The following is a 25375-nucleotide window of genomic DNA, read 5'->3' on the forward strand; positions in this document are numbered from 1 at the left end:
GACACTGGCAGGAACACCCCATGACGGACGCCTTCGAACTCCCGCTCTCGCTGGTCCAGGCCCTGGCGCAACGCGCCGCGCAGACCCCGGACAAAGTCGCCTTGCGCTTTCTGGCCGACGCTCCCGGGGAGCAGGCCGTGCTCAGCTACCGGGACCTCGACCAGCGCGCACGCACCATCGCTGCTGCCTTGCAAAGCCGGGCCGGTTTCGGCGACCGCGCAGTGCTGTTGTTCCCCAGCGGGCCAGACTATGTGGCGGCGTTCTTCGGCTGCTTGTATGCCGGCGTGATTGCGGTGCCGGCCTACCCGCCGGAGTCCGCGCGCCAGCACCACCAGCAGCGCTTGCTGTCGATCATCGACGACGCCGAGCCGCGCCTGCTGCTGACCGTCGCGGCCCTGCGCGACAGCCTGCAGGGCCTGGAAGCCCTGACAGCGGCCAACGCCCCCGAACTGCTGGCGGTAGATGGCCTGGACCCGGCACTGGCTGCAAACTGGCGCGAGCCCGTGCTCAAGGGTGATGACATCGCCTTCCTGCAGTACACCTCCGGCTCCACAGCACTGCCCAAGGGCGTGCAGGTCAGCCATGGCAACCTGGTGGCCAACGAACAACTGATCCGCCAAGGCTTTGGCATCGACCTCAACCCAGACGATGTGATCGTCAGCTGGCTGCCGCTGTACCACGACATGGGCCTGATCGGCGGCCTACTGCAGCCGATCTTCAGCGGCGTGCCCTGTGTGCTGATGTCGCCGGGCTACTTCCTGGCCCGGCCGCTGCGCTGGTTGCAGGCCATCAGCGAATACGGCGGCACCATCAGCGGCGGCCCCGACTTTGCCTACCGGCTGTGCAGCGAGCGGGTCAGCGAGGCCTCCCTGGCCGGGCTCGACCTAAGCCGCTGGCGGGTGGCCTATTCCGGCTCCGAGCCGATCCGCCAGGACAGCCTGGCGGCCTTTGCCGACAAGTTCCAGGCCTGCGGCTTCGACCCGCAGAGCTTCTTCGCCAGCTACGGCCTGGCCGAGGCGACCCTGTTCGTCAGCGGTAGTCGCCGTGGCCAGGGCATCGCCGCGCTGGAGCTGGACGCCGAAGCCTTCGCCGCCAACCGTGCGGAGCCTGGCAAGGGCAGTGTGCTGATGAGCTGTGGCTACCCGCAGCCCGGGCATGCCGTGCGCATTGTCGAACCACAACGCCTGCAGGTGCTGGACGACAACCAGGTGGGCGAGATCTGGGCCGCCGGCCCGAGCATCGCCCTGGGCTACTGGCGCAACCCCGAGGCCAGCGCCCGCACCTTCGTCGACATGGACGGCCAGACCTGGCTGCGTACCGGTGACCTGGGCTTCATGCGCGAAGGCGAAGTGTTCGTCACCGGCCGCCTGAAGGACATGCTCATCGTGCGCGGGCAGAACCTGTACCCGCAGGACCTGGAAAAAACCCTCGAGCGCGAAGTGGATGTGCTGCGCAAAGGCCGGGTGGCAGTGTTCGCCGTCGAGCAGCAAGGCGAGGAGGGCATTGGCGTGGCGGTGGAAATCAGCCGCAACGTGCAGAAGGCGATCAAGCCCCAGGAGCTGATCAAGACCCTGCGCCAGGTGATCGCCGACGCCTGCCGCCAGGCACCGGCCGTGGTCCTGCTGCTGAGCCCGGGTGCGCTGCCCAAGACCTCCAGCGGCAAGCTGCAGCGTTCGGCCTGCCGCCTGCGCATGGACGATGGCAGCCTGGACTGCTACGCCCGCTTCCCTGAGGTGGGCGAGCCCGTTGCCACGGATGCCGCCGGCAATGAACTGCAGGCGCGCATCGCCGTTGTGTGGCGCGACATCCTCAAGGTCGAGGCGGTGGCGGCAGACGACCACTTCCTGCTGCTGGGCGGCAACTCGATCGCCGCCACCCACGCCACCGCACGCCTGGCCGATGAACTGGGCATCGAGCTGGGCCTGCGCACCCTGTTCGAAGCGCCGATACTGGCTGACTACGCCAAGGCCGTGGCCGCGATCATCGCCGAAGGCGGTTGCCGGGTCGGTGCCATCGCTACACTGGAACGCACCCAGGCGCTGCCCCAGTCGCTGGCGCAAAACCGCCTGTGGTTGCTGTGGCAGTTGGACCCGCAATCGGCCGCCTACAACATTCCGGCCGGCCTGCAGTTGCGCGGTGAGCTGGACGAAAACGCACTGGAAGCAGCCTTTCAGGCGCTGGTGGCGCGCCATGAATCGCTGCGCACCCTGTTTGCCGAAGAGAACGGCCAGGCCCTGCAGCGCATCCAGACGCAGCAGCCGTTCGACCTTCGCCGCCTGGACCTCGAAGGCCAGGCCGCCGAACAGGTCGCCGCCCAACGTGAAACCGAAGCTCGCCAGCTGTTCGATCTGACCCGGGGGCCGTTGCTGCGGGTGACCCTGGCGCGCCTGGACGATGAACACCATCAACTGTGGGTTACCCTGCACCATATCGTCGCCGACGGCTGGTCGCTGAACATCCTGCTCGACGAATTCGCCAAACTGTACGCCGCCCACTGCCAGGGCCTCGAGGCCAACCTGGCATCGCTGACCCTGGGTTATGCCGACTACGGCACCTGGCAGCGACAGTGGCTGGCCGCAGGCGAAGCCGAGCGTCAGCTGCAGTACTGGCAGGCGCGTCTGGGGGATGATCTGCCGGTGCTCGACCTGTGTACCGACCACCCGCGCGCCAGCCAGCGCGACCACCGCGCCGCCCGCTTCAACCTCAAGGTACCGGCCAGGCTCACCGAAGCGCTCAAGAACCTGGCCCGCGAACAGCAGGCCAGCCTGTTCATGGTACTGCTGGCCGGCTGGCAGGCGCTGTTGCACCGTTACAGTGGCCAGGCCGATATCCGTGTCGGCGTGCCCAACGCCAACCGCCCGCGCCTGGAAACCCAAGGCATGGTCGGCTTCTTCATCAACACCCAGGTACTGCGTGCGCAACTCGATGGCCGCCTGCCGTTCGACCAGTTGTTGGCCCAGGTGCGCCAGGCAACCCTGGATGCCCAGGCCAACCAGGACCTGCCGTTCGAGCAACTGCTCGAAGCCCTGCCCGAGGCTCGCGAGCAAGGCCTGTTCCAGGTCATGTTCAACCACCAGCAACGTGACCTGTCTGCGCTGCGCCGCCTGCCGGGCCTGCTGGCCGAAGAGCTGCCGTGGCACAGTCGCGAAGCCAAGTTCGACTTGCAGCTGCACAGTGAAGAAGACCACCAGGGCCGCCTGAGCCTGGCCTTCGACTATGCCGCCGAATTGTTCGATGCCAGTACCGTCAAGCGCCTGGCCCAGCACCTGTTGGCCCTGCTCGAGCAGGTGTGTGCCGGGCCGCAGCGGGCGCTGGGCGAGGTGCAACTGCTCGACGAGCCTGGCCGCGCGCAACTGCTGAGCTGGGGCGAGGCACCCGCTGCGCCGCCGCAGCGCCTGCTGGTCGAGCAGCTCAATGAACAGGCACGCCTGACCCCGCAGCGCACCGCCCTGGTGTGGGACGGTGGCAGCCTGGATTACGCCGAGTTGCACCAGCAAGCCAACCGTCTGGCCCACTACCTGCGTGACAAAGGCGTGGGTCCAGACACTTGCGTGGCCATCGCCATCGAGCGTTCGCCGCAGCTGCTGGTGGGCCTGCTGGCCATTCTCAAGGCTGGTGGTGCCTATGTGCCGCTGGACGTCGATTACCCGGCCGAGCGCCTGGCCTACATGCTCGCCGACTGCAACGCTGGCCTGTTGCTGAGCCACAGCAGCCTGCTGGGCAAGCTGCCACAGGTTGATGGCGTCAGCGCCATCGCCCTCGACCAGCTGCACCTGGACAGCTGGCCAAGCCATGCCCCCGGGTTGCATCTGCATGGCGACAACCTGGCCTATGTGATCTACACCTCCGGCTCCACCGGCCAGCCCAAGGGCGTGGGCAATACCCACGCGGCACTGGCCGAGCGCCTGCAATGGATGCAGGCCAGTTATGTGCTGGACGACAGCGACGTGCTGATGCAGAAGGCGCCGATCAGCTTCGACGTTTCGGTGTGGGAATGCTTCTGGCCACTGGTGACCGGTTGCAAGCTGGTGCTCGCCGGCCCTGGCGAGCACCGCGACCCGCAGCGCATCGCCGCGTTGGTGCAGGCCCATGGCGTGACCACGCTGCACTTCGTGCCGCCGCTGTTGCAGGTGTTTGTCCAGGAGCGGCAGGCGGGTGCCTGCAGCAGCCTGCGCCGGCTGTTCTCCGGTGGCGAAGCGCTGTCCGCGGCACTGCGTGACCGCGTGCTGCAGGTGCTGCCACAGGTGCAGTTGCACAACCGCTATGGCCCGACCGAAACCGCCATCAACGTCACCCACTGGCACTGCCAGGCCACCGATGGCGAACACTCGCCGATCGGCCGCCCGCTGGGCAATGTGCTGTGCCGTGTGCTGGACGACGAGCTGGAACTGACCGCCCCCGGTGTGCCGGGCGAGCTGTACCTCGGCGGTGCAGGCCTGGCCCGTGGTTACCTGGGCCGCCCGGGCCTCACCGCCGAGCGCTTCGTGCCGCGGGCCGACGGCAATGGCGAGCGCCTGTATCGCAGTGGCGACCGCGCCCGCTGGCAGGTGCAGACCGCGGCGCTGGAATACCTTGGTCGCCTCGACCAGCAGCTCAAGGTGCGTGGCTTCCGTGTCGAACCCGAGGAAGTCCAGGCCTGCCTGCTGGCGCAAGCGGGGGTCGAACAGGCGCTGGTGCTGATTCACAAGGATGCCGTAGGTGCGCAACTGGTCGGCTACTACAGTGGCAGCGCCCAGCCTGATGCATTGCTGACGGTGCTGGCTGAACAACTACCGGCCTACATGGTGCCGGCACAACTCATCCCGCTGGCGCAGATGCCACTGGGCCCCAGCGGCAAGGTCGACCGCAAGGCGTTGCCGGCCCCGGTGTGGCAGCAGCGGCAGCACGTCGAGCCGCAAACCGAGTTGCAGCAGCAGGTCGCCGCCATCTGGCGCGAGGTGCTGAACTTGCCGCGCATCGGCCTGCAGGACGACTTCTTCGCCCTTGGCGGCCATTCGCTGCTGGCCACTCAAATTGTCTCGCGCACGCGCCAGGCTTGCGATGTCGAGCTGCCGCTCAAGGCTCTGTTCGACGCCAGCGAGCTGGGCGCCTTCTGTGCCGAGATCACGCGTATTCGTGCTGCCGGTGAGCGCAACCTGCAAGGCGCAATCACCCGCGTCGACCGCCGCCAGGCGGTGCCGCTGTCGTACTCGCAGCAGCGCATGTGGTTCCTCTGGCAAATGGAGCCGGGCAGCCCGGCGTACAACGTCGGCGGCATGGCGCGCTTGCGCGGCACCCTGCATGTGGATGCCTTCGAACGTGCGCTGCAGGCGCTGGTGGTGCGCCACGAAACCCTGCGCACCACCTTCCCCAGCATCGATGGCGTGCCGTATCAGTGCGTGGCCGAAGACAGCAGCCTGCACCTCGACTGGCAGGACTTCAGCGCCTTGCCCGCCGATGCCCGCCAACAACGCCTGCAACAACTGGCCGACGACCAGGCGCACCAGCCGTTCGACCTGGAGCGCGGCCCGCTGCTGCGTGCCTGCCTGGTCAAAGCCGAAGAGCGCGAGCACTTCTTCGTGCTGACCCTGCACCATATCGTCACCGAGGGCTGGGCCATGGACATCTTCGCCCGCGAACTGGGCGAGCTGTACGAGGCCTTCGTCGATGACCGCGAATCGCCGCTGGCGCCGCTGCCGGTGCAGTACCTGGACTACAGCGTGTGGCAACGGCAATGGCTGGAAAGCGGCGAGGGCGCCCGCCAGCTGGCCTACTGGCAGGCCCGCCTGGGCGATGAACACCCGGTACTGGCGCTGCCTGCCGACCGCCCGCGCCCGGCAGTGCAGAGCCACCGTGGCGAGCTGTACCGCTTCGAGCTCGACCCGGCGCTGGTCTCCCGCGTGCATGCCTTCAACAGCCAGCGCGGCCTGACCCTGTTCATGACCATGACTGCCACCCTGGCCGCCTTGCTGCACCGCTACAGCGGCCAGCGTGACCTGCGCATTGGCGCGCCGGTGGCCAACCGCATCCGCCCGGAAAGCGAAGGGCTGATTGGCGCGTTCCTCAACACCCAGGTGCTGCGTTGCGAGCTGGACGGCCAGATGAGCGCCGCACAGTTGCTGGAGCAGGTACGCCAGGTTGCCATCGAAGGCCAGTCGCACCAGGACCTGCCGTTCGATCAGCTGGTGGAAGCCCTGCAGCCACCGCGCAGCAGCGCCTACAACCCGCTGTTCCAGGTGATGTGCAACGTTCAGCGCTGGGCCTTCCAGCAAAGCCGTCAGCTTGCCGGCATGCAGGTGGATTACCTGGTCAACGACGCCAGCGCCACCAAGTTCGACCTGTACCTGGAGGTGACCGACCTCGACGGCCGCCTGGGTTGCTGCCTGACCTACAGCCGTGACCTGTTCGACGAACCACGCATCGCGCGCATGGCTGAGCATTGGCAGCAATTGCTGGTGGGCCTGCTCGACAACCCGCAACAGCGCCTGTGCGAGCTGCCGATGCTGAGCAGCGCCGAGCAGCAGTTGCTGGCTGGCCAGTTGCAGGGCGAGCAGGGTCTCGCTCTCGACCAGACCGTGCACGGCCTGTTCGCCGCCCAGGCTGCGCGTACGCCACACGCTGGCGCGTTGACGTTTGCCGGCCGGCACATGACCTATGCCGAACTCGACCAGCAGGCCAACCGCCTGGCCCGCGTCCTGCGCGAGCGTGGCGTTGGCCCGCAGGTGCGCGTTGGCCTGGCACTGGAGCGTTCGTTGGAAATGGTCATCGGCTTGCTGGCCATCCTCAAGGCCGGTGGCGCCTACGTGCCGCTCGACCCCGAATACCCGCTCGACCGCCTGCGCTACATGATCGAAGACAGCCGCATCGGCCTGCTGCTAAGCCAGCGCGCGCTGCTGCAAACCCTGGGGCAGTTGCCCGAAGGCGTGGCGCACTGGAGCCTGGAGGACGACAGCGCCAGCCTGTCGGCCTACAGCTATGCGCCGCTGGACAACCTCAACCTGCCGCAGCACCAGGCCTACCTGATCTACACCTCCGGTTCCACCGGCAAGCCCAAGGGCGTGGTAGTCAGCCACGGCGAGTTCGCCATGCATTGCCAGGCGGTGATCGACGCGTTCGGTATGCGCGGCGATGACTGCGAGCTGCACTTCTATTCGATCAATTTCGACGCCGCCAGCGAACGCCTATGGGTGCCGCTGCTGTGTGGCGCCCGCGTGGTACTGCGTGCCCAGGGGCAGTGGGGCGCCGAAGACATCTGCCAGCTGGTGCGTGAGCAGCAGGTGAGCATTCTTGGCTTCACGCCAAGCTACGGCAGCCAGTTGGCGCAGTACCTGGCCGGGCAGGGCGAGCAGTTGCCAGTGCGCCTGGTCATTACCGGTGGTGAAGCGCTGACCGGCGAACACCTGCAGCGCATCCGCCAGTCCTTCGCGCCGCAGCAGTTCTTCAACGCCTACGGGCCGACCGAAACCGTGGTCATGCCGCTGGCCTGCCTGGCACCACAGACGCTGCCGGCGGAGCTGGGCAGCGTGCCGATTGGCCGTGTCATCGGTAGCCGCACGGCCTACATCCTCGATGAAGACCTTGCCCTGTTGCCGCAAGGTGGTGTTGGCGAACTGTATGTCGGCGGTGCCGGCCTGGCCCAGGGTTACCACGACCGCCCGGGCCTAAGCGCCGAGCGCTTCGTCGCCGACCCGTTCGGCAGCGAAGGCGGGCGCCTGTATCGCACCGGTGACCTGGTGCGCCTGGGCAGCGATGGCCTGGTCGAGTACGTCGGCCGCGCCGACCAGCAGGTGAAGATTCGCGGGTTCCGTATCGAGCTGGGCGAAATCGAAAGCCGCCTGCAGGCGCATGCCGATGTCGACGAAGCTGTGGTGCTGGCCCTCGACCTGCCGGGCGGCAAGCAACTGGTGGGTTACCTGGTGTGCAGGCAGGCCGCTGCCGACAGCGAGGTCCAGGGCATGCTGCGCGACGCGGTGAAAGCCGATGCCCGCCAGCACCTGCCGGATTACATGGTGCCGGCGCACCTGGTGCTGCTCGACAGCCTGCCGCTGATGGGCAACGGCAAGCTCGACCGCCGTGCGCTGCCGCTGCCGGACCTGGAACAGGCACGCCAGCAGTACCAGGCGCCTGGCAACGAGGTGGAAGCGCAACTGGCGCAGATCTGGCGCGACGTGCTCAACGTTGCCCGGGTCGGCGTGCAGGACAACTTCTTCGAGCTGGGCGGCGACTCGATCCTGTCGATCCAGGTAGTCAGCCGGGCCCGCCAGGCCGGCTTGCAGTTCACCCCGCGCGACCTGTTCCAGCATCAGACCATCCAGACCCTGGCCGCCATCGTTCAGCGCAGCGAAGCCGCCAGCAGTATCGAACAGGGGCAGCGCCAGGGCCAGGCCGGCCTCACGCCGATCCAGCACTGGTTCTTCGACAGTGAAGTGCCACAGCCGCAGCACTGGAACCAGGCTGTTCTGCTGGAGGCACGCAAGCCGCTGGATGAGGGGGTACTGAAGCGAGCCTTGGCCGACCTGGTGCAGCACCACGACAGCCTGCGCCTGCACTTCAGTCAGGCCCAGGGCCGCTGGCAGGCCGAATATGCTTCGCTTGCCACCGGGCAATTGCTGTGGACAGCCACGGTCGCCGACTTCGCCGATTGCCAACCGCTGTACACCGATTTGCAACGCAGCCTCGACCTGGAACAGGGCCCACTGTTGCGCGCCTTGCTGGTTAATGACGGGCAGGGCGGCCAGCGCCTGTTGCTGGCTATCCATCACCTGGTGGTCGATGGCGTGTCGTGGCGCGTGCTGCTGGAAGACCTTCAGGCGCTGTACCGAGGCCAGCCGCTGCCGGCCAAGACCCACGCCATGGGCGACTGGGCCGCACGCCTGGCCAGCTATGCCGGCAGTGATTCGCTGCGCGACGAGCTGGGCTGGTGGCAAGGCCAGTTGGGCGGCGTGCGCCGCGAACTGCCATGCGATCACCCGCAGGGCGGCAACCTGCACTGCCATGCCCGTACCCTGGCCATCGGCCTGGATGTGGAGCAGACCCGGCAGTTGCTGCAGCAGGCCCCGGCTGCCTATCACACCCAGGTCAACGACCTGCTGCTGACCGCGCTGGCGCGTGCCTTGTGCCGCTGGAGCGGCGACGAAGAAGTGCTGGTACAGCTTGAAGGCCATGGCCGTGACGGGCTGTTCGAAGACATGGACCTGACCCGCAGCGTCGGCTGGTTCACCAACGCCTACCCGCTGAGCCTGCGCCCGCTGCCAGGCGAGGACGATGCAGCGCGGGCAGGCTCGATCAAGCGCATCAAGGAGCAACTGCGCCAGGTGCCGCACAAAGGGCTGGGTTATGGCGTGCTGCGCTACCTGGCCGATACGGCAGTGCGTGAGCAGATGGCGGCCCTGCCGCAGGCACGCATCACCTTCAACTACCTGGGCCAGTTCGACCAGCAGTTCGACAGCACAGCCCTGTTCCAGCCGCTGGACGCCCCGGCCGGCCTGGCCCACGACCTCGATGCACCGCTGCCCAACTGGCTGAGTGTCGATGGCCAGGTGTATGGCGGTGCCCTGCAACTGCGCTGGACCTTCAGTGCCGAACGCTACGACGAGCGGACCATCGCCTGCCTGGCCGAGGCCTATCGTCAGGAGCTGCTGGCGCTGGTCGAGCATTGCCTGGCTGATGGCAACGGCAGTTTCACGCCATCGGACTTCCCGCTGGCGCACCTGACCCAGGCGCAGATCGACGCGCTGCCGGTACCGGCAGCGCAGATCGAGGATGTCTATCCCCTGACGCCGATGCAGGAGGGCATGCTGTTGCACACCCTGCTGGAGCCGGGCACCGGCCTTTACTACATGCAGGACCGCTACCGCATCAACAGCGCGCTCGACCCCGAACGCTTCGCCCAGGCGTGGCAGGCGGTGGTGGCACGCCACGAGGCGCTACGCGCATCGTTCAGCTGGAACACCGGCGAGGCGATGCTGCAGATCATCCACAAACCGGGCAACATGCCGGTGGACTATCAGGACTGGCGTGGCCTCGACGACGACGCCCAGGAGCAGCGCCTGCAGGCCCTGCACAAGCAGGAACGCGAGGCTGGTTTCGCCCTGCTCAGCGAGGCGCCGTTCCACCTGCGCCTGGTGCGTGTGGCCGACGAGCGCTACTGGTTCATGATGAGCAACCACCACATCCTCATCGATGCCTGGTGCCGTTCGCTGCTGATGAACGATTTCTTCGAGATCTACCAGGCCCTCGGCGAGGGGCGCCAGGCCCGCTTGCCGGTGCCACCGCGCTACCGCGACTACATCGGCTGGCTGCAACGCCAGGGCCTGGACGACGCGCGAGCCTGGTGGCAGGCCAACCTGGCCGGCTTCGAACGCGCTTCCACCATCCCCAGCGACCGCCCGCTGCGCCACGACCATGCCGGTAGCGGCATGATCGTCGGCGACTGTTACACCCGCCTGGCGGTGAGCGACGGTGTGCGCCTGCGCGAACTGGCCCAGGCCCACCAGCTCACCGTCAACACCTTCGCCCAGGCGGCCTGGGCACTGGTGCTGGCGCGCTACAGTGGCGACCGCGACGTGGCCTTTGGCGTGACCGTGGCCGGGCGCCCGGTGAGCATGCCGCAGATGCAGCGTACCGTCGGCCTGTTCATCAACAGCGTCGCCCTGCGCGTGCAATTGCCGGTGGCGGGTGAGCGCTGCAGCGTGCGGCAGTGGCTGCAAGGCCTGCTGGAGCATAACATGGAGCTGCGCGAGCATGAGTACCTGCCGCTGGTGGCCATCCAGGAATGCAGCGAACTGCCCAAGGGCCAGCCGCTGTTCGACAGCCTGTTCGTGTTCGAGAACGCGCCGGTGGAAACCGCCGTGCTCGACCACGCCCAGCACCTGAATGCCAGTTCCGACTCGGGCCGTACCCACACCAACTTCCCGCTGACCGCAGTGTGCTACCCGGGCGATGACCTTGGCCTGCACCTGTCGTTCGACCAGCGCTATTTCGACTACCCGACCGTCGAGCGCCTGCTGGCCGAGTTCAAGCGCCTGCTGCTGGCGCTGGTGCAAGGCTTTGAAGGGGAGATGAGCGCACTGCCGTTGCTGGGTGCGGAAGAGCAGCGCTTCCTGCTGGAAGACTGCAACCGCACCGCGCGCGCCTATCCGTTGGAACAGAGTTACATCGCGCAGTTCGAGGCGCAGGTGGCCGCGCATCCGCAACGTACCGTGGCCCGCTGCCTGGACGCGTCCTACGACTACGCCGGCTTGAACCTGGCGGCCAACCGTCTGGGCCATGCCTTGATCGCGGCGGGTGTGAACGTGGACCAGCCGGTGGCACTGCTGGCCGAGCGTGGGCTACCGCTGCTGGGCATGATCGTCGGCAGCTTCAAGGCCGGCGCCGGCTACCTGCCACTGGACCCGGGCCTGCCCGCAGCGCGCCTGCAAAGCATCATCCAGCTCAGCCGTACACCCGTGCTGGTGTGCAGCGCGGCCTGTGCCGGGCAAGGGCGGCAGTTGCTGGACCAGCTTGCGGTGGCGGTGCGGCCGCAGCTGCTGGTCTGGGAAGACATCCAGGCCAGCCCGGTGGCCAGCCACAACCCCGGCATTCACAGCGGGCCGGATAACCTCGCCTATGTGATCTACACCTCAGGCTCCACCGGCCTGCCGAAGGGGGTGATGGTCGAGCAGCGCGGCATGCTCAACAACCAGCTGAGCAAGGTGCCGTACCTGGCGCTCGGCGAGCAGGACGTGATCGCCCAGACGGCCTCGCAGAGCTTCGACATTTCGGTGTGGCAGTTCCTTGCCGCGCCGCTGTTCGGCGCCAGGGTGGAGATCGTGCCGAATGCCATCGCCCATGACCCGCAGGGCCTGCTGGCGCATGTGCAGGCCACCGGCATCAGCGTGCTGGAGAGCGTGCCGTCGCTGATCCAGGGCATGTTGGCCAACGACCACCAGGCCCTCGATGGCCTGCGCTGGATGCTGCCGACCGGCGAGGCCATGCCTCCGGAGCTGGCGGCGCAGTGGTTGCAGCGCTACCCGCAGATCGGCCTGGTCAACGCCTACGGCCCGGCGGAGTGCTCCGATGACGTGGCGTTCTTCCGCGTCGATGCCGCCTCGACCCGTGGCAGTTACTTGCCGATCGGCACGCCGACCGACAACAACCGCCTGTACCTGTACGGCGAGGACCAGGCACTGGTGCCACTGGGTGCGACAGGTGAGTTGTGCGTGGCCGGCACCGGCGTGGGCCGTGGCTATGTCGGCGACCCGGTGCGCACAGCGCTGGCGTTCATTCCCCATCCTCATGGTGCACCGGGCGAACGCCTGTATCGCACTGGCGACCTGGCGCGGCAGCGCCTGGACGGGGTGCTGGAGTATGTCGGGCGCATCGACCATCAGGTGAAGATTCGCGGCTACCGCATCGAACTGGGCGAAATCGAAGCCCGCCTGCACGAACAGCCGGAAATCCGCGACGCTGCCGTTGGCGTGCAGGAGGGCGTCAATGGCAAGCACCTGGTGGGTTACCTGGTGGCGCATCAGGGCGTTGCAGCCGACGCTGCGTTGCTGGAACAGCTCAAGCAGCGCCTGCGTGCCGAGTTGCCGGAGTACATGGTGCCACTGCACTGGGGCTGGTTCGACAGCCTGCCGCACAACGCCAACGGCAAGCTCGACCGCAAGGCCCTGCCGGCCATCGACGTCGGTGGCCAGCACAGCCAGGCCTACCAGGCGCCGCGCAATGAGCTGGAAGAGGTACTGGCCGGTATCTGGGCGGATGTGCTCAAGGCCGAGCGGGTCGGGGTGCACGACAACTTCTTCGAGCTGGGCGGGCATTCGCTGCTGGCCACGCAAATCGCCTCGCTGGTGCAGAAGCAGCTGCAACTGAACGTGCCGCTGCGGGCGATGTTCGAGTGCAGCACGGTGGAGGAGCTGGCGGTGTATGTGCAGGGGCTGCAGGGCAGTGTGCTGGATGACGATAAAGTCGACCGGCTCAGTGACCTTATGGCTGAGCTGGAGGGGTTGTGACCTGAGCAGATGAGGCCTGCACCGCCCCTGGATTGGTGCACAAAAGTTGAAATTGCTGGGGCCGCTATGCGGCCCTTTCGCGACACAAGGCCGCTCCTACAGATACGGCGTTGTTTTCGAGGTTTGGCGCTGTACCTGTGGGAGCGGGCATGCCCGCGAACACCGGCGCAGCCGGTGCCATACCTGCAACCCCACCTTTCCCATGGTTCTTCGCCGTCATGATGCGGCCCCGATTTTTTCCTGCGACATCGACGCATTGATCAATGCTTCATCATAAGAGTTCGCATGGTAGCGAGCGAGAAACTCATGAGCATTCTCAAATGGCTCGAGGTGTTGATGAGCGAGCATGTAGAAACGATGGCAGTTTGTGGCAATTTCCTCGGTATAGTGAGATGAAATCAAAACACTAGCCCCGTTTTTGCACGCGTTTTTTATACCTAGCCATATGTGGTGTCTGAATTCTGGGTCTACCCCCGCAGTAGGCTCGTCGAGGATGATCAGGTCACTGCCCATGAGCAGTAGCGTCAGTGTGACAAAGCTCCGGACTTCGCCATAGCTGCAAGTAGATGCCTTCTTCTTGTAGATTTCAGCATACCGTTTCGACAGGGAATGTGACCATTCAGAGAGGCGTGAAAGCACCTCGCAGTGATCCGGTGCTGATCTGGAGTTTAACTGTGTAATCAGTTGGTAGACTTCGCTCATCCTGAGCAAGGGCGGTGGTGTCAGTACTTGAGTCAGATAAGCCTGCTGTCTGGATGAATTTATGATTGTGCCGTTGCTTGGTTTTCTGATGTTGCAGATCAGGTCGAAAAGCGTGGTCTTTCCTGCTCCGTTACTGCCCAGTACGCCTACGGCCTCTCCTTTTTTCAACTGTAACGTGATGTTTTGTAAAAGAGGGCTGCTGTTGTATGAGAAGTCCAGGTTTTTGATGGTGAGAAGGTGCATTTTAATAGCGGCTCCATATGGGGTGGATTCTGAATAGCTTTCCTGTTGCATAGAGCCCCGCTGTTGAAATGGCAAAAGCTGTCAGAAAACTAATAGTGAGTGGTATCTCTCCGGTAATTATTCTTGTGCTCAGGTGCAAGGGGTTGATCAACGTTGACCAGTGGGTCAGTTCGTCTTGTGTGGTGCCCAAATAGCCGGAAAGTAACATCAGGAATGAAAGTAGCGAAAATAGCGTCCCGGCTGTGCTGAATTTGATGGGCATCGCTGCAATTGCCAAGCCGATGCAGGCGAATATCAGGTAACTCGTATAGAACGCGGCTGTAAGGTACAGGAATTCTGATGGCGAGTAGGATCCGTATAGAGGCTTTGAGATGAAGTAGAAAAAGCTGGAGTACACGACACTGACCAATGTGTAGCTGACGGCGTGCGATGTGAGGAAAAGTGCAATTGCCTCGCGTTGGTAAATGAATGACCGGACGAAGCCACTTTCTCGTCGTCCGATTAGATAAAAGCCGAGGCCGAAGAAGGCAACGTTTGCAGCGATGTAGGCGTAGAACCACGCAGCAGAGGATATATAGAGAGTGTCTGGTGGCGCTGCAAGGGAACGGCTTTGCCTCAGTAGTATGAACATCAAGCAAGGCGCCGCCGCTGTCCACAGCAACGCAGTGGGTTCTCGCAGGTGTTCCAGGATCAACACCTTGGTGATCATGAGGATCTGTTTTCTTCGCGTTATGGGGTATGGCTTTTTGTTCATTTTTCTCGCCTTTAGTGTCTTCGCGAATGCAGGGGGTAAGGGTTTTATATTCAGGCTGCATGTACGTCAAGTTTGATGGGGCAATGTGTTGGCTGGGGTGTAATCTAGTTGTTTGAATTGCAGTTGGTATTGTGAGATGTATCTGAGGGGTATGTCTGATCGCGATCTGTTCACTGGTCATGGGAGTGAAAAAGACGTCTGTTTTTTGTAAGGCGGATCTGAAATTGTTGTGGGATTGTTATATGTTTTATCGCCGGGCGTTGTTTTCCGATGATCGGTTCGGAAAAGTGTTTGTCGCCTTAGGTGGTATAACTTAGTGTTGCCAAATGTGAACTTGGCCATTGGCTGGCATCTGGGCCGATGTGCTCGAGGACGAGCTGGAGGGGTTGTGACCAGAACAAGTGAGGTCTGCATCGCCCCTTGTAGGAGCGGCCTTGTGTCGCGAAAGGGCTGCACAGCAGCCCCAGCAATTTCAGCTTTTATGCAGCAATTTGGGGGCCGCTATGCGGCCCTTTCGCGACACAAGGCCGCTCCTACAGATACGGCGTTGTTTTCGAGGTTTGGCGCTGTACCTGTGGGAGCGGGCATGCCCGCGAACACCGGCGCAGCCGGTGACATAACACCGCGTTGAGTTCTTCGCGGGCTTGCCCGCTCCCACAGGGCCGCCACAGCCTTGTGCTACGAATGGGCTGCAAGGCAGCCCCGGCGATTTCACATCAGCGCTTGCCGAGAATCTTCCCAAGCAACTCCGGCCGCGGCGCGCCTTGCTGGCTCTGCAGGTTGCCCTGCTCATCCTGATAGAAGATCGCCGGGGTCGCCTGCAAGCCCATTTCTTCCATCAGCGCCATGTTCGCCGCCAGCTTTTGCTGCACCGCCTCCGGCACCTGCTCCAGTGCCTTCAACTTGCTGGCCTTGCCGGCCTTTTCATGTTCCTGCAGTGCCTTGGCCGGGTCTTTCGCCGCCAGCAGCGCCGCCGACTTGCCCGGGCTGTCCTCGCGGATGATGCCGACCATGATATGGCGCAACTGCACCTTGCCAGACTCCACCCATGGCCGCGCCTGTTCCCAGAACATGTTGCAGTACGGGCAGTTGGGGTCGCTGAACAGGTACACCTTGCGCGGTGCATCGTCCTTGCCGTCGGCGATCCAGGAGGTTTTCTCCATCTTTGCCCAGATTTCCTTGCTCATCGGCGCATACACCAGCTTTTTCAGCGGCTCGGCACTGAGGTCGTTGCCCTTTTCGTCGAACAGGCTGCCGACCAGTACATGCTTGCCGTCAGGGGTGAGGTACAGCGCCAGGCCGTTGTTCTGGTACTCGGCGGCATACCCGCGCAGGCCGTTGGGGGCGTCGAAGCTGCCTTTGATCACGGCGCCCTTGGCTTGTAGTTGCGCAATCGCCTTGGGCAGCTCTTCGGCCTGCAGGGTGGGGGCAGCCAGCAGGGCCAGGGACAGGGGCAGCAGTGCAGTCAGTCGCATGTCAGTTTCCTTGTGCGGCAGGGGCGGGCGCGGTGGCCCGGTCGAAAGGCTCCAGGGCGTGGCGCAGGCTGGCTCGGGACAGCTCGCCCAGATGGCTGCCGACCAGGCGCCCGTCGGCGTCGTAGAACAGGGTGGTGGGCAGGGCCATGGAGCCAACGCGCTGGGCCAGCAGACCGGTGCCGTCGAACAGCACGTGGGTCAGGCTCAGGCCGGTGGTGGCGAGGAAGGTGCTGACGTTTTCCGGGGTCTCGCCCTGGTTGACGAACAGGAAGGTCACGTGCGGGTAAGCGCTTTGCGCCTGTTGCAGCACCGGCATTTCGCGTCGGCAGGGTGGGCACCAGGTGGCCCAGATGTTGATGACCAGCGGTTTGCCGCGGTAGCTGTGCAACGCCACGGATTGGCCGTTGGCCTTGCGCAGGCTCAAATCGGGCAGTTCGGTGCCCTTGCTGTACAGGTGGCCCCCTAGGCTGGCCAGGCCCCAGAACAGCGCACCGCTGAACAGCGCCCAGCCCAGCGGGCGGCGCAGGCCCGGATGGCGCCAGCCCTGCCACAGGGCGCCGAGCACGATGCCGGCAAGGCCCGACCAGAACAGGAAGCCGCCATCACGGATATCGATGATCTGCAGCAGATCGTCCTGGTACATCGTCCAATAGGCCAGCACGAAGCCGGCGCGTGCGCACAGCAGGCCGATCAGGAACAGGTTGAACAGTGCCGATTCCGGGCTCTCGCCGCCACGCCGGGCGACCCACCAGCCGACCATGCTGGCGATCACCAGGGCGGTGAGCATCAGCAGGTGGTTGAGGGCCATGGTCAGTGGCCCGAGGGTTACGGTCAGCATCAGCCTTGGCTCCTGGTCTGGGTCCAGTGTTGCAGGAAGGCGGCCGCATCCACTTCACCGGTGATGCGCCGCGCGCGGCGTTCGTCGCCTTCCGGGCCGACCCAGATGATGCTGGGCGGGCCGGGTACCTGGTAGCGCTGCAGCAAGGCCTGGCTGGCCGGGGTGTCGGCGGTCACGTCCAGGCGCAGCAGGTGCACACCGGCCAGGCCGGCCTGCACGTCGCTGCGGGCGAACACCTGTTTCTCCATGACCTTGCACGACACGCACCAGTCGGCATAGTAGTCGAGCATCACCCACTGGCCACGGGCCTTGGCCGTATCCAGTTCGCGTTGCAGGTCTTCGGGGCGGCTGACGGTGACGAAAGCGTCCTCGATGTGCTGGCCGGTGGCCGGCGCAGCGCCGCCACCGGCGAACGGGCGCAGCGGCTGCCAGAGGTCGTCGCCACCAGCCGCCGCACCCACCAGCAGCAGGCCGCCCCACAGGGCTCCCAGCAGTGGCAAGGCGCGCAACGCCGGCAACCGCTGCAGGGCCGGCCAGGCAGCCCAGGCCAGGGCAATCAGCAAGGCGCCGCTCAGGGCCAGCAGCAATGCTGCGGGCAGCAGGCTGCGCAAGGTGTATAGCGCCATGCCCAGGAACACGAAGCCGAACACGCCCTTGACCCGGTTCATCCAGGCGCCCGGGCGGGGCAGGTAGCGGTTGCCAAGGGTTACCAGCAACAGCAGCGGCACGCCCATGCCCAGGCCGAGGCTGAACAGCACCAGCGCCCCCTGCAGCACGTCGCCGCTCTGGGCGATGTACAGCAGCGCGCCGGCCAACGGCGCGGTCATGCACGGGCCCATCAGCAGGCCGGACAGCGCGCCCAGCAGCGCCGCGCCATACAGGTTGCCACCACGGGTGCCTTGCCCGGCGCGGTCGAGGCGGTCACGCACGGCGGCGGGCAGTTGCAGTTCGAAGGCGCCGAACATCGGCAGGGCCAGCAGCACGAACAGCCCCGCCAGGCTGCCCAGCAGCCAGGGTTGCTGCAGCCAGGCCTGCAGGCTGGCACCCAGCAGTGCGGCGACCACGCCCAGGGCGGCATACACCAGGGCCATGCTCAGTACATAGACCCCGGCCAGTATCCAGCCGCGCCGGGCGCTGGCGCCATTGCCCAGCACCAGCCCGGCGAGGATCGGCAGCATCGGCAGCGAGCAGGGGGTAAAGGCCAGCAACAGGCCCAGGCCGAAGAACGCGAGCAGGCTCCAGGCCAGGTGGCCTTTTTGCAGGTCGCTGGCCAGGGCCTGGTCACTGGCTTGTTCGACCGCCGGCGCCACACTGCCACCCAGGTCGACCAACGTGGTTTGCGGGGGGTAGCACAGGCCGGCGTCGGCACAGCCCTGCCAGCCCAGGCGCAGCTGGCCCTGGGCATCGGCCGGGAGCAGCAGTTCGAGCTGGTCGCGGTACACCGCACTGTCGCCGAAGAACTCGTCGTGGTGGTTGAGAGCGGCCGGCAGTTGCGGGTGCTGTTCGGCAGGCAGGCCGTCGAACTTCAGGCGTTTCTGATACAGGTAGTAGCCAGGCTGGATCTGGAAGAACAGGCGCACCTGGCCGTCGGCCTGGCGGTCGTGGGTAAGCACGAAGGCCTGGTTGACCGGCAGGAAGTCCGGTTTGACATCGAACGGGTTGGCCTGCAATGGGCCGGCCAGCAGTAGTGTCAGGAAGAGCAGGAGGACGCGCATGTCTTCGCCTTGGCAGTACGTTGAAAGGGGTCATGCTGGCTTGGGTCGATTAACCCAAGGTTAACTCTGGTTTTTGGTCAGGGGGGGCGCATCAGGGCTTGCAGGTGTTTGCCGTGGGATTGTCTGCGCCTGGGAGATCGAGCGCCGCCCGCGCGGCGCTTCGCAGCACAAGGCTGCTCCTACATCTGTTTCGGGCCAGTAACGCCTGTGCCAGTGCACGCGACCGCCTTGTTCGTACAACGCGATATCGAGACATGCGCCAAAGCGTTCGCGCACAGACCTCATAGGAATAATTGGCCCGAAACAGATGTAGGAGCAGCCTTGTGCTGCGAAGCGCCGCGCGGGCGGCGCTCGGTCTCCCAAGCGCCGAAGATCCTAAGACGAACGCCTACCAGCCCCAGAGCAAATTCCGCCCCAGATCCCAGACATGTCGCGACATATTGTCGGCTTGACTTTGCCTGCGCCAACACAATTGCTGTAAAGTTGACGTACAGGTCAGCTTTTCAGGCTAGTACCAGAATCAAAAAAAGGGCAGACCCCCTGCTGCCCAGAGGATCAAGCATGTCCAACCGTGATATTTCCCGGCGCGCCTTCCTGCAAGGCGGCCTGATCGCTGGTGTCGGCGTGACCATGGCGCCGCTCGGCAGCCAGGCATTCGCCGCGCTGATGGAGGAACGCGTCACCACCTCGCCGCAGAAGTGGATGAACCATGATGGCAAGGCACGTTTCCGTAACGATGCCTTGTCCAAGGTGTGCGGCGACAAGGTGTTCGCTCGCGACATCCGTGCCAAGGACATGCCCGGCTGGCCCGCGCAACAGGGCCATGCGCTGCTGCTCAAGGCGACCAAGGCCGATCGTATCTATGCCGGCCATGACCTCAGCCTTCTTGGCGCCGACCTGCAGCCGGACCGCATCGTCACCGCTGCCGACCTGGAAAAGGACGGCATCGCCTGGCCCGAGGCCCACTCGCCCGACCCGCTGCTGCCGCCCGGCAAGGTGCCTATGTTCATCGGCCACCCGGTGGCGATCCTGATCTGGCACGACTTCGAGCGCTTCCGTCAGGCCAAGCGCAAGCTGCAGTTCAATGACCAGGCGATCCGCTATGGCGCCCAGGCGCCGCTGTACCAGCGCGACCCCTACGGCAGCTTCCGCTTCGTGCGCGTGGGCGGTGCCACACCGTTCGACGACGATGAATTCTCCAGCCTGAAGAATTCCATGCTGTTCCCTACCATCCTCAACCGCAAGCCGGTGTGGTCGAAGCAGCCCAACCAGCATGGCGACCTGACCGAGCAGGGCCTGTTCTACGCCAAGCGCATGGCCGAGCAGCTGGACAACCCACCCGAGGACTGGCTGGTGTTCGACGAGCGCTACAAGACGCCGTCCATCGAGCCGGCCGCCCTGGAGCCGGACAACGGCAACGGCTGGTACGACCCGGCCAGCGGCACGCTGCACTTTGTGGTGGCGACCCAGTGCCCGTTCGAAGTGGCGCAGGAATGCGTGCACATGATCAAGCCGTCGCGCTTCGCCCTGAACACGCTGAACATGCACCCGGGCTATACCGTGGGCTACGGCTCGAAAGACAACAACATCTTCGTCTTCTACGCCGCCGTGGCCGCGCTGTATGGCGCCGGTGTGCCGATCCGCCTGGCCAACGACCGCTACGAGCAGTTTCAGAGCGGTATCAAGCGCCATGCCTTCGATATCCGCTACCAGTTGGCGGTGGACAAGAAGGACAACAGTTTCAAGATCTTCCGCGCCGACATGACTTGCGACGGCGGCGGGCGTATCAACTACAGCCCCTCGGTGGCGGCGGTCGGCGCCACGGCGGCGCAGTCGATCTACTACATGCCGCAGAATGATCTGTCGGTCACTGCCTATCATTCCCGTGGCGTCGAGGCCGGCTCCATGCGTGGCTACGGCACCCTGCAGACCATGGCCGCCACCGAAATGATGGTGGATGAGATCGCCGGGCGCCTGGGCGTCGATGCCATCGACCTGCGCCGCGCCAACGCGCTGAAGTCGGGCATGAAGAACACCCAGGGCGCGGTCCCGGCCGGCGCCCTGCGCCTGTACGAGATTCTCGACAAGGCCGCCGTGCACGACTGGTGGCGCAACCGCGACACGCGCAAGCAGCAGATGGATGCCAAGGACCCGGACCACTGGTATGGCGTGGGCTTTGCCATCTGCCAGAAAGACTTCGGCACCGGCTCCGAAGCCCCCATGGCCAGCATCGAGTTCAGCCGCGACGGGCGCATCAGCCTGCGCCACATCGGCACCGAGCTGGGTACCGGCATGTCCACCTCCCAGGCCCTGGTTGTCAGCGATTTCCTCGGCCGCTCGGCCGACGAGGTGAAGACCGCGGTCACCGAATGGCCGGAGCTGCAGCTGACCACCAGCGGCAACCCCTACCTGATCAGCCAGCCCGAGCAGGACGCCGCGCTGCGCAACCCGCGTTGGGTCGGCAAGCTCGCTTCGCCGTCGTCGGCGACCAACTCGGCCTTCTACTTCAGCCATGCCACCCGCGAAGCGGCACGCGTGCTGTTCAATCACGGTCTGTGGCCGGCGGCCATGGCCATCTGGCGCCAGGGCCCGTACGGCGGCCAAGCCAACCCGCTGGTGGTGCGCCGCGAGAATGCGGTATGGGTCAACGGTGAGCTGACCGGCAACGGCCTGTCACCTATCCCGTTCGCCCAGCTGGCCCAAAAGGCTCATGATATGGGCCTGGTCACCGGCGTCAGCGTGCACGGCTTCAACCGCTGGAGCTGGGCCGAGGCCGACTTCGTCATCGATGGCGTGCGCGAACGCTTCCCGCTCGACGCGGTGGCAGTCAAATACGGCGATGGCGCGGTGAGCGCCAAGAAGGCGCAGATGAGCAGCCACGGCTACCACCTGCTCGACCGGCAGAACGCCGCCTACCCCGACACTCAGCTGAACAACGCCATGGTCACCTACTACAGCCCGGTGGCGACCATTGTCGAAGTCAAGGTGAACAAGGGCACTCACGAAGTGCAGGTACTCAACCATCACAGCTGGGTCGAGTGCGGCCGGGTGCTGGTGCCGGAATTGGTCAAGGGCCAGCTCGAGGGCGGTATCGCCATGGGCATCGGCCATGCCTTGACCGAAGAAATGCCGTTGTACGAGGGCGGGCCCGGGGAGGGCGACTGGAACTTCAACCGCTACCGCCTGCCGCATGCGCGCGACGTGGCGGTCTGGCAGCAGACCAGTGAAATCCTACCGCCGCTGTCACCGACCGACCCGTCCAAGGGCATTGCCGAGGTGGTGATGATCCCGGTCGTGGGGGCCATCGGCAATGCTGTCGCGCATGCCATCGGCAAGCGCGTTCGCGATCTCCCCATCACCCCAGCCCGTATCAAGGAGGCCCTCAATGGCTAACCGTCCACTGCAACTGACCCTCAATGGTCAACCGGTCGGCCCGGTCGAGGTCCCCGACGACCTGGCGATGATCGACTACCTGCACGAACACCAGAACCTCACCGGCTCGCGCCTGGGCTGCGGCCAGGGTATCTGCCACGCCTGCGTGGTGATCGTCGACAACCCCGATGGCACCAGCGAGGAGGTGCGTACCTGCATTACCGGCGCGCATTACTTCGAGGGCAAGAAGGTCCGCACCATCGAGGGCCATGCCAGACAGGACGAGGCCGGCAACCTCACGCTGAACCCGATCCAGCAGAAGTTCGTCGACCTGTTCGCCTTCCAGTGCAGCTACTGCGCGCCGGGCTTCGTCAATGCCGCCACGGTGCTGGTGGAAACCGCCCAGCGCCAACCGCTGAAGAAGAGCGAGGTGGAAGACCGCATCGAGGCGAGCCTGGGCCACCACATCTGCCGTTGCACCGGCTACGTGCGTTACTACGACGCCACCCGTACGGTGCTCAACGACCTCGGCCTGGTCAAGGAGGGTTGAGCATGGGTCTTGTTCGTAGCGCAATGGCGCTGGCTCTCGGGCTTGCCGTTACCTCGCTTGCCCAGGCAGCCGACCAGGCGCAGGTCAAGCGCGGTGAATACCTGGCCCGCGCGGCCGACTGCATGGCCTGCCACACCGCTGAAGGCGGTGCGCCGTATGCTGGCGGCCTGCCGATCCATTCGCCGTTCGGCACCATTTACGGCAGCAACATCACCCCGGACAAGCAGTATGGCATCGGCAACTACAGCGCCGATGAATTCTTCGCCGCGGTAACCGAGGGCAAGCGCAAGGACGGCGCCAACCTCTACCCGGCGATGCCGTACACCTCGTACCACCTGATCAAGCGCGAAGATTCGGACGCGATCCTCGCCTACCTGATGACCGTGCCGCCAATCAACCGCCCGGCACCGCAGACAGCGTTGCGCTTTCCGTTCAACGTGCGCCAGGGGCTGAGCGGCTGGAACATGCTGTACGGTAAAAGCGTGCAGTTGCAGCCGACCGAGGGCAAAAGCCCGGCCTGGCAGCGTGGGCAGTACATGGTCGAAGTCATGGGCCATTGCGGCGAGTGCCATACCCCGCGCAACCCGATCGGTGCGTTGCAGCAGGACCAGCGCCTGAGCGGCGGCCTGCTGGGTGGCTACCTGGCCCCGAGCCTGCTGGCCCAGGATCTGGCCGAGCGCGGCTGGACCCAGCCGGACCTGACCACCTTCCTCAAGCACGGCATCAGTGCTCAGGGCAGCATGTTCAACGAAATGTTCCCGGTGGTGCACCACAGCACCCAGCACCTGGAGGATGCCGACCTGGCTGCCATGGCCACCTACCTGCTGGGCGACCAGCCACCGCCGGCCAAGGCCATTCAGGCGGTGGCACTGGAGCAGATGAGCGACAGCGCCAGGCGCGGCCGCCAGCAGTACCTGAACGTCTGCGCCGGCTGCCATGGTGTGGACGGCGAGGGCAAGCCGCACATCGCCGTGGCCATGCGCGGCAACACGGTGCTACGCCAGGCCGACTCGCGCAACCTGGTCAAGGTGGTCCTCGAAGGCATTCGTGAACAGCAGTTCACCGGCTTCGAGCGCATGCAGCCGATGCCGGGCTTTGCCGACAAGCTCGATGACCAGCAGGTGGCGGATATGGTCAACTACCTGCGCCAGGCCTGGGGTGGATTGCCCGGTGACCTGAGCGTACAGCAGCTCGCCGAGCTGAAGGCGGAGTAAAGGGTGCAGCATCTCGATCTACAGGTGGTCCGCCAGGCGTTGCAGTGGTCGTGCGGCGGCCAGCGGGTGTGGTTGTGCACGGTGCTCGCCACCTATGGCTCGGCGCCCCGTGCGCCGGGCTCGCTGCTGGCGGTGAACGCCAGCGGGCAGTGGCTCGGTTCGCTGTCCGGTGGCTGCGTCGAAGACGACTTCCTCGAACGCGTGGGGCGGGGGGAGTTTCCCGAGCCGGTGGCTATCGTGCGTTATGGCGATGGTAGCGACTCGCGTTCGAGCATCCGCCTGCCGTGTGGCGGCGTGCTGGAAGTGCTGGTGGAGAACCTGCCGGCCGAATGCGAGGTACAGGCGCACCTGCGTGAGCTGGAAAGCGCATTGCAGGGCCAGCGCCGTGTGCTGCGTGAAGTGAGCCTGCCCGAGGGCAGGCGCTTGCTTGCCGATGACCACAGCCAGGGGCCGCGTGTGGAGCGTGAAAGTGCCTGTGTACGCTTGCGTTTGGGGGCCGCCCAGCGCCTGCTGCTGGCCGGGTACTCCAGCGTCGCGCATTTCTGTGCCGAGTTCGGCAAGGGCATGGGCTTCGAAGTCATCCTCTGCGAGCCGCGTGACGAAGTGCTCGACGGCGTGCGGCTGGATGGCATCGAGGTGCGTCGTGAGCTGCCATCGGAGTTCATCGCCCATGGCGGTTGCCATGCCGACACCGCGGTGGTGGCGCTGACCCACGACCCGAAGATCGATGACCTGGCCATGCTCGAAGCGGTGCGCACCGAGGCGTTCTATATCGGTGTGATGGGCTCCCGGGCGACTTCCGACAAGCGCCGTGAACGCCTGAGGCGGATCGGTGGCCTGGGCGAGGTCGAACTGGGCCGCATCCACGCCCCGATTGGCCTCAACCTGGGCAGCAAGACCCCGGCCGAGATCGCTTTGGCGGTGCTGGCCGATATCCTTCGCGTGCGCAATGGTATCGAGCGGGAGGCGCTGTGAGCGTGGTTGCACTGATATTGGCTGCTGGCAGCAGCGTGCGTTTCGGGGCTGACAAGCGTCGGGCGCTGTTGGTTGATGGTCGCAGCTTGCTGGTGCACAGCGTGGAGCGGGCCTGTGCAGTGTTCGACGATGTGCGGGTGGTGTTGCGCGAGGGGGAGCGGGGCGTGGATCTGGGGCTGCCTGCGGGGTGCCGGGTCGTCTCCAGCCCGGATTTCGCATTGGGCATGGGCCATAGCCTGGCGGCCGGCGCCGCCTCGCTGGCCGACAGTGAGGCGCAGGCAGTAGCGATTCTGTTGGGTGACATGCCCTGGCTGGAGCAGGCAACCCTTGCCCGGCTGGCTTCCAGGGCCAGCGCGTCGACCATCGTGTTGCCTTGCCATGAAGGGCAGCAAGGGCACCCTGTGCTGTTCGGGCGCGATTTCTGGCCGGCGCTTGCGCGCCTGACCGGCGATGAAGGGGCGCGTTCGGTGGTCAAGGCCAACCCGGCGAGTTGTGTCAGGGTAGAAGTGCCGGATACCGGTGTGCTGCTGGATGTCGACAAGCCTGATGCGGTGCACCGGTGA

11 protein-coding genes are annotated in these 25375 nt (G+C 65.3%); 6 read left to right on the forward strand and 5 right to left on the reverse strand.

The genetic code is table 11. The features are described from left to right. Positions 1–20 precede the first annotated feature (20 nt). Positions 21–12974, forward strand: a complete 12954-nt coding sequence (locus tag CAG18_RS04280; RefSeq protein WP_085720449.1) for a non-ribosomal peptide synthetase — start codon at positions 21–23, stop codon at positions 12972–12974. A 216-nt stretch (positions 12975–13190) separates the two neighbouring features. Here CAG18_RS04280 and CAG18_RS04285 read toward each other — a convergent pair whose 3' ends face one another. From CAG18_RS04285 to dsbD, 5 genes are all read right to left on the reverse strand, one after another. Further along, positions 13191–13919, reverse strand: a complete 729-nt coding sequence (locus tag CAG18_RS04285) for an ATP-binding cassette domain-containing protein (RefSeq protein ID WP_085720450.1) — start codon at positions 13917–13919, stop codon at positions 13191–13193. Position 13920: 1 nt separating this feature from the next. Further along, entirely contained in the window at positions 13921–14673 is a 753-nt protein-coding gene (locus tag CAG18_RS04290) for an ABC transporter permease (protein ID WP_043935785.1), read from the reverse strand. 716 nt (positions 14674–15389) lie between these two features. Beyond that, complete coding sequence (gene dsbG, locus CAG18_RS04300; protein ID WP_085720452.1) at positions 15390–16148, reverse strand: thiol:disulfide interchange protein DsbG; 759 nt, start codon at positions 16146–16148, stop codon at positions 15390–15392. A 1-nt stretch (position 16149) separates the two neighbouring features. Further along, entirely contained in the window at positions 16150–16986 is an 837-nt protein-coding gene (locus tag CAG18_RS04305; RefSeq protein ID WP_061551062.1) for a TlpA disulfide reductase family protein, read from the reverse strand. Beyond that, a complete protein-coding gene (dsbD, locus tag CAG18_RS04310) occupies positions 16986–18701 on the reverse strand; it encodes a protein-disulfide reductase DsbD (protein ID WP_085720453.1) in 1716 nt (571 codons plus the stop codon). The genes CAG18_RS04305 and dsbD overlap by 1 nt, the downstream gene beginning before the upstream one ends. Positions 18702–19262: 561 nt before the next feature. Between dsbD and CAG18_RS04315 the strand changes: the two genes are divergently transcribed. From CAG18_RS04315 to CAG18_RS04335, 5 genes are read left to right on the forward strand one after another with little or no spacing between them, the layout of a single operon-like run. Further along, entirely contained in the window at positions 19263–22094 is a 2832-nt protein-coding gene (locus tag CAG18_RS04315) for a xanthine dehydrogenase family protein molybdopterin-binding subunit (RefSeq protein WP_054571878.1), read from the forward strand. Further along, positions 22087–22623 carry a (2Fe-2S)-binding protein gene (locus CAG18_RS04320; protein ID WP_025339998.1) on the forward strand — a complete coding sequence of 179 codons (537 nt, stop codon included), beginning with the start codon at positions 22087–22089 and terminating at the stop codon, positions 22621–22623. The genes CAG18_RS04315 and CAG18_RS04320 overlap by 8 nt, the downstream gene beginning before the upstream one ends. Positions 22624–22625: 2 nt before the next feature. Next, entirely contained in the window at positions 22626–23837 is a 1212-nt protein-coding gene (locus tag CAG18_RS04325; protein ID WP_085720454.1) for a cytochrome c, read from the forward strand. A 3-nt stretch (positions 23838–23840) separates the two neighbouring features. Beyond that, the gene (locus CAG18_RS04330; RefSeq protein ID WP_085720455.1) at positions 23841–24812 is read left to right on the forward strand and encodes an XdhC family protein; all 972 of its coding nucleotides are present in this window, start codon (positions 23841–23843) and stop codon (positions 24810–24812) included. Next, positions 24809–25375 (forward strand): NTP transferase domain-containing protein, encoded by a 567-nt coding sequence (locus CAG18_RS04335; RefSeq protein WP_013973474.1) that lies wholly within the window; start codon positions 24809–24811, stop codon positions 25373–25375. The genes CAG18_RS04330 and CAG18_RS04335 overlap by 4 nt, the downstream gene beginning before the upstream one ends.

The sequence above is a fragment of the Pseudomonas sp. B22(2017) genome (assembly GCF_002113105.1).
GTDB classification, from domain to species: Bacteria; Pseudomonadota; Gammaproteobacteria; order Pseudomonadales; family Pseudomonadaceae; genus Aquipseudomonas; species Aquipseudomonas asiatica.